Source organism: Micropruina sp., from assembly GCF_047602085.1.
Classification (GTDB): Bacteria; Actinomycetota; Actinomycetes; order Propionibacteriales; family Propionibacteriaceae; genus Micropruina.
The window spans coordinates 166,723-182,337 of the sequence record NZ_JASGID010000004.1; the positions used below are offsets into that span (position 1 = coordinate 166,723).

A 15,615-nucleotide genomic window follows, 5' to 3' on the forward strand; every position below is an offset into this window, starting at 1 on the left:
TTGGGTTTCGATGGCGGGGGTGGCCCCGCAGAGCGCGATCGCTGACAGGTCGGCGTCCCGGCACTTGAGCACGCCGAGTTGGCGATCTGTGGCGGCATCGCTTATCGTCCTCTCAGCTTGATCTCAGGCGATACTCACCTGGCTCTCAGCGAGAGCCACCTCGGCCACACGCTCGGGAGGACTCAACCGATGCCCGCACGCACATACGCAATCAGCGCCGCGCTCGCCATCAGCGCGTCGCTCGTCTTTTCACTGGCACCCGTCGCACTTCCGGCCGCGGCGGACGAGGTCACCCCGCCCGCCGCAACCGAACCCACCCCGACACCCACGGCCACAGAGACCGCCACACCGACGCCGACGCCGACGCCGACCGAAACCGCAACGTCGCCGACGACGACCACCCCCAAGAAGGCCAAGACCAGCAAAGCCAAAGCCAAGGCGATGAAGGTGGTCAAGGCCGCCAAGGCCAAGGTCAAGCACGGCCAGTACGTCCGCGGCCGCTCGGGCCCCAATTCGTTCGACTGCTCCGGCCTGGCGCTGTACGCCTACCGAAAGATCGGCGTCAAACTGCCGCACTCGTCGCGCACTCTGTCGACCCGGGGCAAGAAGATCAGCAAGAAGAACCTGAAGGTGGGCGATCTGGTGTTCTTCTACACCCCGGTGCATCACGTGGCTATCTACATCGGCGGCGGGAAGATCGTGCACGCCCGCAACCCCAAGGACGATCTTGAGATCACCAAGCTGAGCAAGTACCCGCACTACCGCTGGGCGCGCCGCATCATCAAATGGTGAGTTGGGCTTCGGCGACGACTTCGCCGACAAGACGCTGAGCGTCCAGACACCCCCACGGGCGGGGCGAGAGCATGACTCTCGCCCCGCCCGACTTTTGTTGTTCCTGAACCTAGCCTAGACTTTCTCTCAGGTTTATCTCAGGTTATTTCCCTAGCGATGCGGCGGCAGAGCCACACCCTGTACAGAAGGAACACCCGGATGCGTGCTCGTCCCCTCGCACTACCCACCTCAATCGCGGCCTGCGCGGCGCTGGTCTTGTCGCTGGGCCCGTGCGATCTGCCTGCCAACGCGTTCGCAACACCGCCTTCTGCCGGTGCGTCCGTCGTGACCACGCCCGAAGCCCCCGCCACACCGCGGGTCGCCGGGTCGGCTGCCCACCGTGGCGCGCCGGTCGAGCACGACAACACCACCCACACGGCACAGGGTGCACTCACCCGGGTGTGGTCGCGCTCCGAGCTGAAGGCGGCCACCGTCGTCCGAGCGGCCCTGTCAAAGGTGCACAACAGCCGCTACGTCTGGGGGGCCTCCAGCGGACACTCCTTCGATTGCTCCGGCCTGATGCTCTTCGCCTACCGGCAGATCGGAATCACCCTGCCGCACTCATCACAGGCACAGTCACGACTCGGCACCGCCGTCGCCAAGGACGCGCTGCGGCCGGGCGACCTGCTGTTCTTCTACTCACCCGTGCACCACGTCGGCATGTACATCGGCGGCGGCAAATTCGTGCATGCCCGGAGCCCGCGGAATGGCCTCGCGGTGACCACGCTCAGCAGCTACCCCAACTATCGCTGGGCGCGTCGCATCATTGCCGGCTGAGGCCCGACGTTGCTCAGCGCGGCCACCGCTGGTTGAGCTTGTCGAAACGCTTTACCGAAGCGACATGGCCGAGGGTCTCGACACGCTCGACCAACGAAACTCAGGGTCTCGACACGCTCGACCAACGAAACTCAGGGTCTCGACACGCTCGACCAACGAAACTCAGGGTCTCGACACGCTCGACCAACGAAACTCAGGGTCTTGAGGTTGACCCCGTAACCCGGACACCGTCTTGGCGGGTTCCCTTGTCGGAGACCGCCGGAGAGGATGTCCTTGATGGGAACTTCGAAGAAGCGGAAGAGTTACACCCCGGAGTATCGGCGTGAGGCTGCGCATCTGGTGATCGACACCGGCCGCACGATCGCGGCGGTCGCGGCCGAGATCAACGTGGGTGCGCAGCTGTTGGGCCGTTGGGTCCAGGCCGAGCGGGACCGGATCGGTGCGCCGCCGGAGGCGCCGTTGGACGTGTCGGAGCGGGCCGAGCTGGAACGGCTGCGGCACGAGAACACCGAACTGCGGATGGACAACGAGTTCCTGGGAAAAGCCGCAGCCTTCTTCGCGGCGAAGAACACTCCCGGCAGGAGTGCTTCGAGGTGATCGACGCGGAGAAGGCGAACTACACGATCAGCCGGATGTGCCGGCTGATCGGGGTTGACCGGCGCCGCTACTACGAGTGGTGCAAGCGTCGTCGCGGCGGCCCGACTCGCGCCGAGCAGCGGCGGGCCGAGCTGACCGGCAAGATCGTCGAGTTCCACAAGGCTTCCGATCACACGTATGGGGCGCCGAGGATCCGCGCCGACTTGCAGGAGGCTGGGGAGACGGTGTCGCGCAAGACGGTCGCGAAGCTCATGCGGCAAGCCAAGATAGCCGGGATCAGTCCCCGGACCTGGCATCCGCCGACCACGGTGCCCGGCCCGAACCCCGACCCGGCACCGGACCTGGTCAAGCGCCACTTCGACAAGGGACACCGCGATGTCGCCTGGTTCTCCGATATCACCTACCTGTCCACTGGCGAGGGCTGGGCCTACCTGTGCGCGGTCCGTGACGGCCACACCCGCCGGGTCCTGGGCCGTGTCATCGCCGACCACCTGCGGGCCGATCTCGTCGAGGACGCGCTGCGTCAGGCCGTCGCTCTGCGCGGTGAGCTGCCCGGGAAGGTGATCTTCCACGCCGATAGGGGCTGTCAGTACACCAGCCAGCAGATCGCCGAGGTGGCCGGCCAGCTCGACCTGCTGCGCTCGATGGGACGCACCGGGGTGTGCTGGGACAACGCGGCAGCCGAGTCGTTCTGGTCGACGCTGAAGAACGAGTACTACCACCGGCACGTGTTCGCCACGATCGTCGAGGCCCGCCGCGGCGTCTATGCCTGGATCGACGGGTTCTACAACGCCCGCCGGCGCCACTCCAAGACCGGCTACCTCAGCCCACTACAGTACGAACACCACCTGGCCCGACAGACCGACCAGCCGGCCCTCCAGGCCGCCTGACCAAACAACCACCTGTCCGGATTTTGGGGTCAACCTCAGTCTCGACACGCTCGACCAACGAAACTCAGGGTCTCGACACGCTCGACCAACCAAATTCAGGGTCTCGACACGCTCGACCAACGAAACTCGCTGTTTCGCTAGTCCAGCAGGTCGCGCACCACCGCGTCGGCCAGCAGCCTTCCGCGGCGAGTGAGCGTCAGTCGATCACCGTCAGTCAGCACCAGGGCGGTTCCGGCCAGGGCAGGCACCCGGGCTCGTTCCGACGCCGTCAGCACGTCGAGCGGCAGTCCGTCGGCCAGTCGCGACTCGAGCAACACCCGCTCGACCCGTCGGTCGTCGGAGCCCAGCACCTCGCGAGCCGCGGCCGGGCTGCGTCCCTCGGCCAGCGCGGCCGAGTAGCGGCGCGGATGCTTCACGTTCCACCACCGGACGCCGGCCACGTGCGAGTGCGCACCGGGCCCCACACCCCACCACGCCGCCCCACGCCAGTAGGCCAGGTTGTGCCGGCACTCGTGCCCCGGGCGGCTCCAGTTGCTCAACTCGTACCAGGTCAGCCCGGCCTCGCTGAGCACCTGGTCGGCGACCTCGTAGAAATCGGCCTGGTCGTCGTCGACTGGCGCGGGTACCCCGCCGCGCCTGATCTGGGCCGCCAGCCGGGTGCCGTCCTCGACGATCAGGGCGTAGGCCGACAGGTGATCAGGACGGTTGCTCAGCGCCGCGTCGAGTGAGGCCCGCCAGTCGTCCAAGGACTCCCCCGGCGTGCCGTAGATCAGGTCGAGGCTGATCGAACCGAAACCGGCGGCGCGCGCCCAGCGCACCACGTCAGTAACCCGGCCCGGGGTGTGTCGGCGTTCCAGCACGCGCAACACGTGCGGCCGGGCCGATTGCATGCCGAACGAGATGCGGTTGAAGCCGCCCGCAACAAGGTGGTTCAGGTAGCGCTCGTCCACCGATTCGGGGTTGCACTCGGTGGTCACCTCGGCACCGGGCGCCAGGGCGAAGTGATCCCGCACCGCGGCGAGCAGGCCGACCAGTTCATCGGCCGCCAACAGGGTCGGCGTGCCGCCGCCCACAAAGACCGTGCCGACCCGACGCTCCCCCAGCACCCCGGCCGCCAGCGCGAGTTCAGCGCGGGCGGCGGCCAGGTAGGCGTCGCGCGAACTCCCCGGTGCCGACCCCAGCTCGTCGGCGGTGTAGGTGTTGAAGTCGCAGTAGCCACAGCGTGTGGCGCAGAACGGCACGTGCAGGTACAGCGAGATCGGCCCGTCGCCGAGTTCGGCCAGGGCGGGAGCCGGCAACGAGCCGTCGCTGGGCACGGGTCGTCCGGTCGGCAGTGCCGAGGGCATCAGGGCAGCTCGAACGGCAGCGGCAGACCGTCCAGCACCCGGCGACAGGGACAAACGGCGGTCTCATCGGGCTCGGCTTCGGGCAGGGTGCCGATCACCGTGAGCAACATCGCCTTGAGCCGCTCGATGTTGCCCGCGAACACCTCGAGCACCTCGGCGTGCGAGACGCCCGGCCCCTCGACCCCCGCGTCGGCGTCGGTGACCATGCAAACCGTCGAGAAGCACATCGCCAGCTCGCGGGCGACGGACGCCTCGGGCATGCCGGTCATGCCCACCACCGACCACCCGGCAGCGGCATGCCAGCGGGACTCGGCCCGGGTCGAGAACCGCGGGCCGTTGATCACCACCAGGGTGCCGCCGTCGACCGCGTCGGCATTGGCTGCCAGCAGCGCCGTCCGTCCGCGCGCACAGTACGGGTCGGCGAACGACGTGTGCACCACGGGGGCGGTGACGTCCCACACGGTGTGCTCGCGTCCCCAGGTGCGGTCGACGACCTGATCGGGAACCACAAACGTGCCCGGAGCCAGCTCGGCCTTCAGCCCGCCCACAGCGCACGGGGCGAGCACCTGCCGTACCCCCACCGATCGCAGCGCCCACAGGTTGGCCCGGTAGTTCACCCGGTGCGGCGCAAACTGATGGCGCTCCCCGTGCCGCGGCACGAAAGCCACCGTGCGGCCGTTGACGTCACCGACCGCCAGTGGCGCGCTCGGCTCGCCGAAGGGCGTGGTGACCTCGAGGCGCTGTGGGTCTGCCAGAAACGAATAGAAGCCGGAGCCGCCGATGATGCCGATGTCTGCCTGCACGGCGCCGATTCTAGAGTGTGGCCGTCGGTTGTCCGGGGCCCGGGTGGGGGCTACGAACCGGCCGCCTTGTTCGCTGCGGCCTGCGCCTTCAGCAGCCCCTCGGCCACCTCAGTACGGCCCAGGAAGATCTCGTCGAAGATCGGCTTCCACGCCCCGTAGGCAGCACCGTAGTTCTCACCGGCGGGTGCCGAGATAGCCGGCATCGCTCCCTGCTTGGCGAACTGCGATGGGTCGACGTTCTGGCTCTTCCAGTACTCGTTGAACGCTGCCTGGGCGCCGGTCACCGCCGGCAAAGCGGCACCGGAAGACCCGATGAACGAGGCGCCCTGCGTCGATCCGAGCCACTGCAGCACCTTGGTGGTCGCCTCGGGGCTCTTGCTCTTGGCGTTGCCGCACACGACCACCGAGTTGACCACCGACACCGCGCCCTTGGGCCCTGCGGGCAGCGGCGCGATGCCCCACTCGAATTTGGCGCCGTCCGCCACGTTCTTGAGGTTGTAGACGCCCGACTGGAACAGCGCGATCTTGCCCTGCAGAAACTGGTCGCGGGTGAAATCGCCGTTGTCGTTGGTGTTGGACGCCGCCGGCGACACCTTGTAGGTGTTGATCAGGTCGACGATGTACTGAAAGGCCTCAACCGATTCGGCGCCGGCGAAGACGAATTTGCCGGTCTCGTCTTGAAACTGGCCGCCGTTGGAGCCGATGAAATTGTAGTAGATGCCCTGGAGGTCTTGAGCCGCGGAATAGCCCCACTGCTTGGGCTTGGAGCCGTTGAAGCCACTCTCGTCGCCGCGCTTGCCGGAGCTGTCTACGGTGAGCTTCTGCAGAATCGGCAACAGGGTGTCGTCGCTGCCGCCACCCGGGGCCCAGACCAGGCCGGTGAGCTGCTCAGGGGTGATGCCCGCGTCGTTCAGCAGCTTCTTGTTGTAGTAGAGGGCGATCCCGCCGTCGGTGAGCTGCGGCACCCCCCACAGCTTGCCGTCAAGGGTGTACTGCTCCACCGCCGGCTGCGCCCAGCCAGACTTCAGGGCGTCGAAATCGCTGCCGATCTCGATGACCGAGCCCGAGGTGTAGGGCTGAAGGTAGGAACCGTTCATCATGAAGATGTCGTCGGCGGTGTCTCCACCCACATCGGTGCGCAGCTTGGTGAAGTAGTCGGCCCACGGCACCAGCGACGTCTTCACGGTGATGCCGGGGTTCGCCTTGCTGAACTCGGCGAATGACGCGTCGTAGGCCTTCTGCACCTGCTCGTCCCACAACCGGACGGTGATGGTTGCGGTGATTGCCGATGCCGACGCGGTGGCGCTCTGCTGAGACTGCTGCTGCGCCGGTGAACAGCCGGCCGCGCCGATCAAGGCAGCTCCGGCCAGGCCGGTCATCAAGGTGCGCCGGCTCAGGGTGTTGACCGTTGTCACTGTTCTCCTCCTCGAATTCTGGGTTGCACAAATCATCACACCATTGACGCCTGCCGTGGCTCACTTGAAGCCAGTGAGTGAGATCGAGCTCACGATCGAACGCTGGAAGATGGCGAACAGTGCCAGCAACGGCGCCATCGCAACCGTGGTGGCGGCCATCACCAGGGTCCAGTTGCCGTTGTACTGGCTCTGCAGGTTGGCCGTCGCGACGGTGATCACCTGCCAGTCGCGGCCGGTGGTGATGATCAACGGCCACATGAAGTTATTCCAGTGGCTGACCACGGTGATGATCGCGAGCGTCGAGATGATGCCGCGCGAGAGCGGCGCCACGATCTGCCACAGAATGCGCCAGTCACCGGCGCCATCGATGCGGGCGGCGTCGATCAGATCGTCGGGAATGCCCCGAAAGTGCTCGCGCAGCAAGAACACCGCGTAGGGCGACCCGAACATGAACGGCAGCACCAGCGACCAGAAGGTGTTACGCAACCCCATCTGGGTCATCATCACGAACAGCGGAATGACGATCACCACCTGCGGAATCATCAGCGTGGCCAGGTACACCCAGAACAAGGTGTCGCGGCCACGGAAGCGCAACTTGGCGAAGGCGTAGGCGGCCATGATCGAGAACGCCAACTGCCCGACCAGAATCACCCCCACTACCTGGGCCGTCACCACGATCGGGCTGACGAAGCCGTAGTCACCCCCGAACAAGCGGCTGAAGTTCTCAGTCGTCCATGGGTTCGGCAGGTTGAGCGCAGGATCGGACGCGAACTGCTGTGGCGACTTGAACGCCGTCATGAAGCTGAGCGCGAACGGCGCCAGGGTGAGCACGGCCGCTGCGAGCAAGACCAGATAGGTGAGCACGTCGGCGGTCAGGTTGCGGCGCAGGTGCTGCGGTTTGTTCCGGGCGCCCGGAGCGTCGCGCGCCACGATCGTTGCTGGCTCGGAGTGGTCAACTGAGGTCATAGGTGATCCTCTCGGCGAAGAATCGCTGCTGAACCACGGTGACGACCACCAGGATCACGAACAACACCAGAGCCATCACCGAGGCTTGGCCCAGGTTGAACCCGCCTTTGAAGGCCTCGAAGTAGATCCGGCCGGCGATCACGTCGGTGGTGCCCTGGGGGCCGCCGTTGGGAGTCAGCGCATAGATCTGGTCGAATGCTTGAAAGGCTGAGATCACACCGGTGACCAGCACGAAGAACATTGTCGGGCCGAGCAGCGGCAGCTTGATCTGCCAGAAGACCTGCCAGCCGTCGGCACCGTCGAGTTGGGCCGCCTCGACAACCGGTTCGGGTATCGCACCCAAACCGGCCATGAAGAACAACGTGGTGTAGCCCACCTGTGACCAGATGGTCACACCGGCCACCGCGGGCATCGCCCAGGCAGGGTCAGACAGCCATTCGACGCTCAGGCCGAGGAGATTGTTCAGGGCGCCGTCGTAGGGAGCCAGAATCCACTTCCACACCACGCCGAGCGCCAGCGGTGCACAGATCCACGGAATCACGTAGATCACCCGGAACAGTCCCGAGCCGGGCAGGCCACGCGTGAGCAGTACGGCCAGAAACAGCCCGAGGGCGGTCTGCAACGGAATCACCGACAGCACGAACAGCACCGTGCGCCACATCGAATTGCCGAAGGTCGGGTCGGTCAGCACGTCGGCGTAGTTGGCCAGCCCAACGAACCGCATCGGTGTCAGCAGGTCCCACCGGTTCAGCGAGAGCCAGATCACCACCAGGATCGGGAAGAGCAGAAAGGCCGTGAGCCCGAACAAGCTGGGTGCCAGCAGAAATGCCGCCAGGCGTCCATGACGCAGGCGGCCGGATGAGCGCTGGCGCGCGCGAACCTTCGGCACCTCAGCGAGCCTAGCGCTGCATGAGCCTGATTGAGGGTTCAACAGCAGGCGCGGACGCAGCGCGGGGCGATGCCGTCCGACGGTAGCGGTCCCCGGTGGGGTGCTCGATCGTGCCGCCCGGGCCCCTTGGATGATTGGTGACACATCATTACTCTCGGCCCATGACGTTGCGCACCGGAATCGTTGTGGCCACCCTGGCGCTCGCGCCTCTCACCGCCTGCGCGGCAGGTGGAACTGCCTCCACGACACCATCGCCTGCGTCCAGCGCCGTGTCGCCGGCCACGAGCGCCTCGGGATCATCTGCCGCCTCGGCGAGCGCTGGCGCCGCGACCTACACCCTGGCCGAGGTGGCCAGGCACAACAGCCAGAGCGACTGCTGGGCAGTGATCGACAAGGGCGTGTACAACCTCACCGAGTGGATCAACCAGCATCCGGGCGGCCCTGACAAGATCATTCCGCTGTGCGGCACCGACGCCACGGACGCCTTTCACAACAAGCACGACGACGAGTCAAAACCGAACGAACAACTGGCCACCCTCAAGGTAGGTGATCTGGCCGGCTGAACAAGCGCCGACCCTCGCTGGTCGAGCCTGTCGAGACCCCGGTCACCAGACTGCGGTAAGGGGTTTCGACAAGCTCAACCAACACACGACCCTCGCTGGTCGAGCCTGTCGAGACCCCGGTCACCAGACTGCGGTAAGCGGTTTCGACAAGCTCAACCAACACACGACCCTCGCTGGTCGAGCCTGTCGAGACCCTCCGCAATACCGCCGTGCCCAGGCGTTTCGACGAGCTCAGCCGATAGTGGTTGCGTTGCTCGGCGCTCCCCTGGCACTTTCTGCCCAACGACTCGTTTGTCGCATCCGGCAGACTGGTGGCATGACCAGCCAGACGGTGTCGCGGCGTCACGCGCCGGTGCCGGCCCGAACCGCCGGCATCGTGATCGGCGCGTGGACGGCCATGCTGTGGCTGATCGAGATGATCGACCAGCTCACTCGCAGTGCACTGGAGAGCTTCGGCATTCATGCCTGGAATACCTCATCGCTGCCCGCGGTGTTCGTCGCGCCGCTGCTGCACGACGACTGGGCGCACCTGGCCGCCAACACGCTGCCCTTCGCGGTGCTCGGTTTTCTAGTGCTGCTGGGCGGTTACGCCGCGGCCTTCTGGGCCACCCTGGTGTCGGTGGTGGTCAGCGGTCTGTTCGCCTGGCTGCTCAGCCCTCCCGGCACCGTCACGATCGGCGCCAGCGGTCTGATTTTCGGCTGGCTCACGTACCTGTTGCTCCGCGGGGCGTTCACCCGCAACGGGGCGCAGATCGCGATCGCCGCCGGCGTGCTCCTGGTCTACGGCGGGGTGCTGTGGGGCGTCCTGCCGACCCAGCCGGGGGTTTCGTGGCAGGCCCATCTGGGCGGTGCCGTGGGCGGCGGACTGGCCGCCTGGCTGCTGCACGGACGCAGCCGATCAACCCGATCCTGACGTTGACCCGAACGTTTGCCCGGTGGGTATTGTTGACGTATCAACGACCCAGCCGGAATCGCCCATCGAGGAGCCCCCGCCCATGTTCGATGTCTTTGGTCTACCGCTGCACCCGCTTGTGGTGCACGCCGTCGTCGTACTGCTGCCGCTGTCGGCCATCGGCCTGATCGCCTGCGTGTTCGTCGCCCGCTGGCGGCGCAGCTTCGCCGGGCTGAGCGTGCTCGGCCTGGTGGCCGGTGCAATCTCGGCCTTCGTGGCGGCAGCCTCAGGCAATGCGCTGGCCGAACAGGTTGGCGTTCCCGCCACCCATCAGGCACTCGGGCAGGTGCTGCCCTGGCTGGCCGCAGCCACCGTGGTGCTGGCGGCGGTGTGGTACTTCATGCAGCGTGGTCAGCAGCAGCAGGCGCCGCTCACCCGCGGTATCGGGGTGCTGGCCGCGGTGGTGGCAGCGGCGTCCGTCACGCTCACGGTGCTGGTCGGTCACAGCGGCGCGAGCGCGGTCTGGGGCGGGACGTCCGCGGCGGCGACGACACCAGCGGCGGCGACGACATCGGCGACAGCATCCGGCAGCACCAGTGCCGAGGCGAGCTACACCCTCGATCAGGTCAAGCAGCACAACCAGGCGACCGACTGTTGGGCGGCCATCGACGACAGCGTCTACAACCTCACCGACTGGGTGAATCAGCACCCGGGCGGCGCCGATCACATCGTCGCGATCTGCGGCACCGACGCCACACAGGCTTTCGAAGCCCAGCATTCGGGCGATCAGCGGCCACAGACCCTGCTCGCCGGGTTCCGCATTGGCGAGTTGGCGAGCTGAGCAGAAGCCACGTCGGTGGCCCGAGTGTTGCGGGGGCCGAAGCGGTATCGACGCGCTGGGGAGCGCTGACCAACGTGTCCGGAGCCTACTTCTTCGAGCTCGTCTCGCCGGTGGAGAGCGCGGCCACGAACGCCTCCTGCGGCACTTCGACGCGGCCGACCATCTTCATTCGCTTCTTGCCCTCTTTCTGCTTCTCGAGCAGCTTGCGCTTGCGGGTGATGTCGCCGCCGTAGCATTTGGCCAGCACGTCCTTGCGCATGGCCCGGACGGTCTCGCGCGCGATCACCCGCGACCCGATCGCGGCCTGGATCGGCACCTCGAACTGCTGCCGCGGGATGAGTTCCTTCAACTTCTTCGCCATCGCCACGCCGTAGGCGTAGGCGGCATCGGTGTGCACGATCGCGCTGAACGCGTCCACCGGCTCGCCGTGCAGCAGAATGTCGACCTTGACCAGCTTGGCCTGTTGCTCGCCGGCCTCGTCGTAGTCGAGCGAGGCATAACCCTTGGTGCGCGACTTCAGCGCGTCGAAGAAGTCGAAGACGATCTCTGCCAGGGGCAACTGGTAGCGAATCTCGACCCTGTCCTCGCTGAGGTAGTCCATGCCGGTCTGAGTGCCGCGGCGGGCCTGGCACAGCTCCAGAATGGTGCCGATGTAGTCGGTCGGGGTCAGGATCGTGGCCTTCACCACCGGCTCCCACACCTCGGCCACCTTGCCCTCGGGGTATTCCGACGGGTTGGTCACCAGATGCTCGCTGCGGTCCTCCATCACCACCCGGTAAACCACGTTGGGCGCGGTCGAGATCAGGTCGAGGCCGAACTCGCGCTCCAGTCGCTCTCGCACGATCTCCATGTGCAGCAGGCCGAGAAAACCGACCCGGAAGCCGAAGCCCAGCGCCCCTGACGTCTCGGGCTCATAAGTGAGCGCGGCGTCGTTGAGCTGTAGCTTGTCCAGAGCCTCGCGCAGTTCGGGAAAGTCGGCCCCGTCGATCGGGTAAAGACCGGCGTACACCATCGGGTTGGGCTGCCGGTAGCCGCCCAGGTTCTCCGCTGCCGGGCGCGATGTCAGGGTGACGGTGTCGCCGACCCGGGACTGCCGCACGTCCTTCACCCCGGTGATCAGGTAGCCCACCTCACCGACGCCCAGCCCCTTGGACGGCAGCGGCTCGGGGCTGATCACGCCCACCTCGAGCACCTCGTGGGTAGCCTTGGTCGACATCATCAGAATGCGGTCGCGGTGTGCCAGCGCCCCATCGACCACGCGCACGTAGGTGACCACGCCGCGGTAGGTGTCGTAGACCGAGTCGAAGATCAACGCCCGGGCGGGGGCGTCGGCGATACCGACCGGGGCGGGAATCTGCTCCACGATGGCGTCCAGCAGTTCGGTCACCCCCGCACCGGTCTTGGCCGACACCCGGAACACCTCATCGGGGTCGCAGCCGACCAGGTGGGCGATTTCGGCGGCGAATTTGTCGGGCTGCGCACTGGGCAGGTCGATCTTGTTCAGCACCGGAATGATGTGCAGGTCGGCGTCCAAGGCCAGGTAGAGGTTGGCCAGCGTCTGCGCCTCGATGCCCTGGGCGGCGTCGATCAGCAAAATCGCACCCTCGCAGGCGGCGAGCGATCGCGAGACCTCATAGGTGAAGTCGACATGGCCAGGGGTGTCGATCATGTTCAGCACATGGTCGCGGCCCGCGCTGCGCCAAGGCATACGCACTGCCTGGCTCTTGATCGTGATGCCGCGTTCGCGCTCGATGTCCATCCGGTCGAGATACTGCGCCCGCATCGACCGCGCATCGACGACGCCGGTCGACTGCAGCATGCGATCGGCCAGGGTGGACTTGCCATGGTCGATGTGGGCGATGATGCAGAAGTTGCGGAGCAGCTCCGGTGGCGTGGCGCCGGGACGTGGTGCAGACATGCAGCTTCCTGATTGACGGACGGCCCCTCACGATACCGTGCCACCTCGACGGCTCCGCACACCCGGCGCCGTCCGGCGTAGGAGGAGGTTGTGGCCTCGCGGGCGTGGCCGTCGCCTGGGTGGCAACGGCAGCGTTTTGGTTCCCGGTGGCGGCCTTTGGTAGGGTTAGTGGTCGCGTCCGCGTCTGGACGCTCACTCAGCATCAAACATCGAAGAGGCAAGCCCTGTGGCGAACATCAAGTCCCAGATGAAGCGCATCAAGACGAACGAGAAGGCTCGTCAGCGCAACAAGGCCGTGAAGTCTGCGCTGCGCACCCACGTGCGCCGCTTCCGTGAAGCTGCCGCCGCCGGCGAGGCCGAGAAGGCGCAGACCCTGGCCCAGACCGCGTGCCGGGCGCTCGACAAGGCCGCGTCCAAGGGCGTCATTCACAGCAATCAGGCCGCCAACCGCAAGTCGGCGATCGCGGCCAAGGCCGCCGCGCTCTGAACTGAGCACCCTCAGCGCCGTCCGACCGGGTCGGACGGCGTTTTGGCGTCCCCAGTCTCACGATCAGGTGCCCGGACGGGCAACGTTTCGCCTGATCAGGCCTATGGAACTACTGGTCAAAGCGCCCACCGTTGGTTAAACCTGTCTAAACCTGTCTAAACCTCTAGTGGAGTGTCGCTCCTAATAGTTTGGTAATGGGTGGGATTGGCTTGTCCTGATTGATGCTTGATCGGGAGGAGTCGTATCGTGCCCAGGCTGAAGGATCATGTCGTCGCGTTGACGGCTGAGGATCGTGTGAAGCTGACGAGGGTCGTGTCGCGGGGGACGCATCCGGCGCGGATGATTGCGCGGGCGAGGGTTCTGCTTGAGCTGGATGAGAACGCGAGGGTCGTGCCGGGTCGGCGGGTTGTCGCGGAGCGTGTCGGGGTGTCCGAACAGACGGTGTATCTGATCGCGAAGCGGTTCGTCGAGTCCGGTGGGGATGCCGATGAGGTGATTCGCCGCCGCAAACGGGTCACGCCGCCGGTGCCACCGAAGGTGACCGGGGATGTCGAGGCGCGGGTGATCGCGCTGGCGTGCACGAGACCGCCGGAGGGGTTCGACCGGTGGTCGTTGCGGCTGCTGGAGAAACACGTGGCCCTTACCGACGGGCTGCCGCCTCTGGATCACTCCACGATTGGGCGGGCCCTGAAAAAGGGGGGCTTCGTCCTCACTTAAAGAAGTGCTGGACGATCCCGCCGAAAGCCAACGCCGAGTTCGTGGCGCGGATGGAGGATGTTCTGGAGGTCTACCACCGGCCCTTCGACCCGGCAGTGCCGGTGGTGTGCATGGACGAGAAGCCGTACCAGCTGCTCGGCCACGCTCGTGACCCGATCCCGGCGCGCCCCGGCCACGATCTCAAAGAGGACTCGGAGTACGTCCGTCACGGCACCTGCTCGATCTTCGTCTGGGTCGAGCCGCTCGCCGGACACCGCCACGTCGACGCGAAGCCGCGGCGGACCCGGATCGACTGGGCCGCGGGCGTGGACCGGCTACTGACCATGGACTACCCCGACGCCAAACGCGTCGTCCTCGTCATGGACAACCTCAACACCCATACCCTCGGCTCGCTCTACGAGGCGTTCGAGCCCGCGAAGGCCCGCGCTCTCGCCGAACGGCTCGAGATCCACTACACACCCAAGCACGGCTCCTGGCTCAACATCGCCGAGATCGAGCTGTCCGCCCTCAGCCGGCAATGCCTCACCCGCCGCATCGACGACCTCGACGTCCTCAACGCCGAACTCGCCGCCTGGCAGAAAGCGACCAACGACGACCAACGGCAAGTCGACTGGCAGTTCACGACAAACGACGCCCGCATCAAACTCCGACACCTATACCCAAATATTTAGACACGACACACTACTAGTGAGAGCGCCCCGTTTGAAGTCTCGACAAGCTCGACCAGCGAAAATCGATGTTTCACTGGCTGTGGGACGACAGTCGTCCGGGGCTGGCTGGAGACCCCCGAAGACTCGAATCTACTGCGGGTCGCCAGCCGCAACCCGGCACAGGCGCCGGCGAACACTTCCTTGGGGAAAGCTGAGCACATTGCGCCATTCCTCAGACTGTGGTTAGGTTTCTCAGCAGCTTGTGATCGGGCGACGGCGCCAGAGTTCAAGCGGATCGCGGGTGTTCCGCGGCAGACAGCAACGGGGCCTTTGATGACTATTTCCACGCGGTTGGGCGTTATCGCCGTCTCGACGGCCGTCGCTCTGGCGCTCGGAATCGGGGCTTTCGCCGTGGCCACGCCAGCGAACGCCGACCCGGTGAGCGCCGAACCGACTCCCTCGGTCAGCACCTCCATCGAGCCGACCGTCGCCGCAACGGCTGAGCCGAGCACCACGACCACCGCCTCGCCCACCCCGACAGCCTCGCCGACCACGGCTGCCCCCAAGCCTGCCAAGAAAGCGAAGAAGAAGGGCAAGGCGAAGATCTCGAACGCCAAGCGGCTGACCAAGCGGGCCCAGAAGGTCGCTTTCAAAGTGCGCCGCGACTGGTACCAGATCAAGCGCATCGGTGGTTGGCGGGCAGGCAGCCGCTACTCCGGTGACCACCCGGCCGGGCGCGCCATCGACGTAATGATTCCCTCGTGGAAGAAGAACGCGACGCTCGGCAGGTCGATCGCGAAGTACTTCACCAAGCATGCCAAGAAGTACACGATTCACTACGTGATCTTCCGCCAGAAGATCTGGACGGTACAGAACCCGCACTGGCGCACAATGGCGAGCCGTGGTGGCGCCACTGCAAACCACTTCGACCACGTGCACATCTCGGTCAAGCGCTGAATTGCCAGACCGGGGTGCCAACCCCCCACGCGAAACCCGCCCCGCGGCATTCCCCCCGCCGCAGGGGCGGGTTTCG

General features: G+C 66.2%; 17 protein-coding genes. 10 read left to right on the forward strand and 7 right to left on the reverse strand.

Annotation, left to right across the window (positions count from 1 at the left end):
• Window positions 1-182: 182 nt before the first annotated feature.
• A complete protein-coding gene (locus QM721_RS07145; RefSeq protein ID WP_415120430.1) occupies window positions 183-455 on the reverse strand; it encodes a hypothetical protein in 273 nt (90 codons plus the stop codon).
• Here QM721_RS07145 and QM721_RS07150 point away from each other — a divergent pair.
• The 3 genes from QM721_RS07150 to QM721_RS07160 all read left to right on the forward strand — a co-directional run bounded on the left by QM721_RS07150 (window position 442) and on the right by QM721_RS07160 (window position 3,095).
• Entirely contained in the window at window positions 442-792 is a 351-nt protein-coding gene (locus QM721_RS07150; protein ID WP_415120432.1) for a C40 family peptidase, read from the forward strand. The two genes, QM721_RS07145 and QM721_RS07150, sit on opposite strands and share 14 nt — an antisense overlap.
• A 198-nt stretch (window positions 793-990) precedes the next feature.
• Window positions 991-1,608, forward strand: a complete 618-nt coding sequence (locus QM721_RS07155; protein WP_415120434.1) for a C40 family peptidase — start codon at window positions 991-993, stop codon at window positions 1,606-1,608.
• Window positions 1,609-1,881: 273 nt separating this feature from the next.
• A protein-coding gene (locus QM721_RS07160; RefSeq protein ID WP_415119878.1) for an IS3 family transposase occupies window positions 1,882-3,095 on the forward strand; the annotation gives its coding sequence in 2 pieces (ribosomal slippage) (window positions 1,882-2,154 and window positions 2,157-3,095; 1,212 coding nt in all).
• 137 nt (window positions 3,096-3,232) lie between these two features.
• Here QM721_RS07160 and hemW read toward each other — a convergent pair.
• From hemW to QM721_RS07185, 5 genes are read right to left on the reverse strand one after another with little or no spacing between them, the layout of a single operon-like run.
• On the reverse strand, window positions 3,233-4,441 hold the full coding sequence (gene hemW, locus QM721_RS07165; RefSeq protein ID WP_415120436.1) for a radical SAM family heme chaperone HemW: 1,209 nt from the start codon (window positions 4,439-4,441) through the stop codon (window positions 3,233-3,235).
• Window positions 4,441-5,244, reverse strand: coding sequence for an S-methyl-5'-thioadenosine phosphorylase (locus tag QM721_RS07170; protein ID WP_415120438.1), 804 nt, complete (start codon window positions 5,242-5,244; stop codon window positions 4,441-4,443). The genes hemW and QM721_RS07170 overlap by 1 nt, the downstream gene beginning before the upstream one ends.
• 50 nt (window positions 5,245-5,294) lie before the next feature.
• Complete coding sequence (locus QM721_RS07175; protein ID WP_415120440.1) at window positions 5,295-6,659, reverse strand: ABC transporter substrate-binding protein; 1,365 nt, start codon at window positions 6,657-6,659, stop codon at window positions 5,295-5,297.
• Window positions 6,660-6,719: 60 nt separating this feature from the next.
• A complete protein-coding gene (locus QM721_RS07180; protein WP_415120442.1) occupies window positions 6,720-7,625 on the reverse strand; it encodes a carbohydrate ABC transporter permease in 906 nt (301 codons plus the stop codon).
• Window positions 7,612-8,514, reverse strand: a complete 903-nt coding sequence (locus tag QM721_RS07185) for a carbohydrate ABC transporter permease (RefSeq protein ID WP_415120444.1) — start codon at window positions 8,512-8,514, stop codon at window positions 7,612-7,614. Before QM721_RS07185 ends, QM721_RS07180 begins: the two co-directional genes overlap by 14 nt.
• A 161-nt stretch (window positions 8,515-8,675) precedes the next feature.
• Here QM721_RS07185 and QM721_RS07190 point away from each other — a divergent pair, with 161 nt between their 5' ends.
• The 3 genes from QM721_RS07190 to QM721_RS07200 all read left to right on the forward strand — a co-directional run bounded on the left by QM721_RS07190 (window position 8,676) and on the right by QM721_RS07200 (window position 10,810).
• On the forward strand, window positions 8,676-9,077 hold the full coding sequence (locus QM721_RS07190) for a cytochrome b5 domain-containing protein (RefSeq protein ID WP_415120446.1): 402 nt from the start codon (window positions 8,676-8,678) through the stop codon (window positions 9,075-9,077).
• Window positions 9,078-9,456: 379 nt separating this feature from the next.
• Window positions 9,457-9,990, forward strand: coding sequence for a rhomboid family intramembrane serine protease (locus QM721_RS07195; protein WP_415121033.1), 534 nt, complete (start codon window positions 9,457-9,459; stop codon window positions 9,988-9,990).
• Window positions 9,991-10,072: 82 nt separating this feature from the next.
• Window positions 10,073-10,810 (forward strand): cytochrome b5 domain-containing protein, encoded by a 738-nt coding sequence (locus QM721_RS07200; protein WP_415120448.1) that lies wholly within the window; start codon window positions 10,073-10,075, stop codon window positions 10,808-10,810.
• A gap of 85 nt (window positions 10,811-10,895) precedes the next feature.
• Here QM721_RS07200 and lepA read toward each other — a convergent pair whose 3' ends face one another.
• Window positions 10,896-12,728 (reverse strand): translation elongation factor 4, encoded by a 1,833-nt coding sequence (gene lepA / locus QM721_RS07205; RefSeq protein ID WP_415120450.1) that lies wholly within the window; start codon window positions 12,726-12,728, stop codon window positions 10,896-10,898.
• A 226-nt stretch (window positions 12,729-12,954) separates the two neighbouring features.
• Between lepA and rpsT the strand changes: the two genes are divergently transcribed.
• From rpsT to QM721_RS07225, 4 genes are all read left to right on the forward strand, one after another.
• Window positions 12,955-13,215 carry a 30S ribosomal protein S20 gene (rpsT, locus tag QM721_RS07210; protein ID WP_415120452.1) on the forward strand — a complete coding sequence of 87 codons (261 nt, stop codon included), beginning with the start codon at window positions 12,955-12,957 and terminating at the stop codon, window positions 13,213-13,215.
• Window positions 13,216-13,641: 426 nt separating this feature from the next.
• Window positions 13,642-13,932, forward strand: coding sequence for a helix-turn-helix domain-containing protein (locus QM721_RS07215; RefSeq protein ID WP_415117914.1), 291 nt, complete (start codon window positions 13,642-13,644; stop codon window positions 13,930-13,932).
• A gap of 41 nt (window positions 13,933-13,973) precedes the next feature.
• Entirely contained in the window at window positions 13,974-14,603 is a 630-nt protein-coding gene (locus tag QM721_RS07220) for an IS630 family transposase (protein WP_415117916.1), read from the forward strand.
• Window positions 14,604-14,915: 312 nt separating this feature from the next.
• A complete protein-coding gene (locus tag QM721_RS07225) occupies window positions 14,916-15,539 on the forward strand; it encodes a hypothetical protein (RefSeq protein WP_415120454.1) in 624 nt (207 codons plus the stop codon).
• Window positions 15,540-15,615 lie beyond the last annotated feature (76 nt).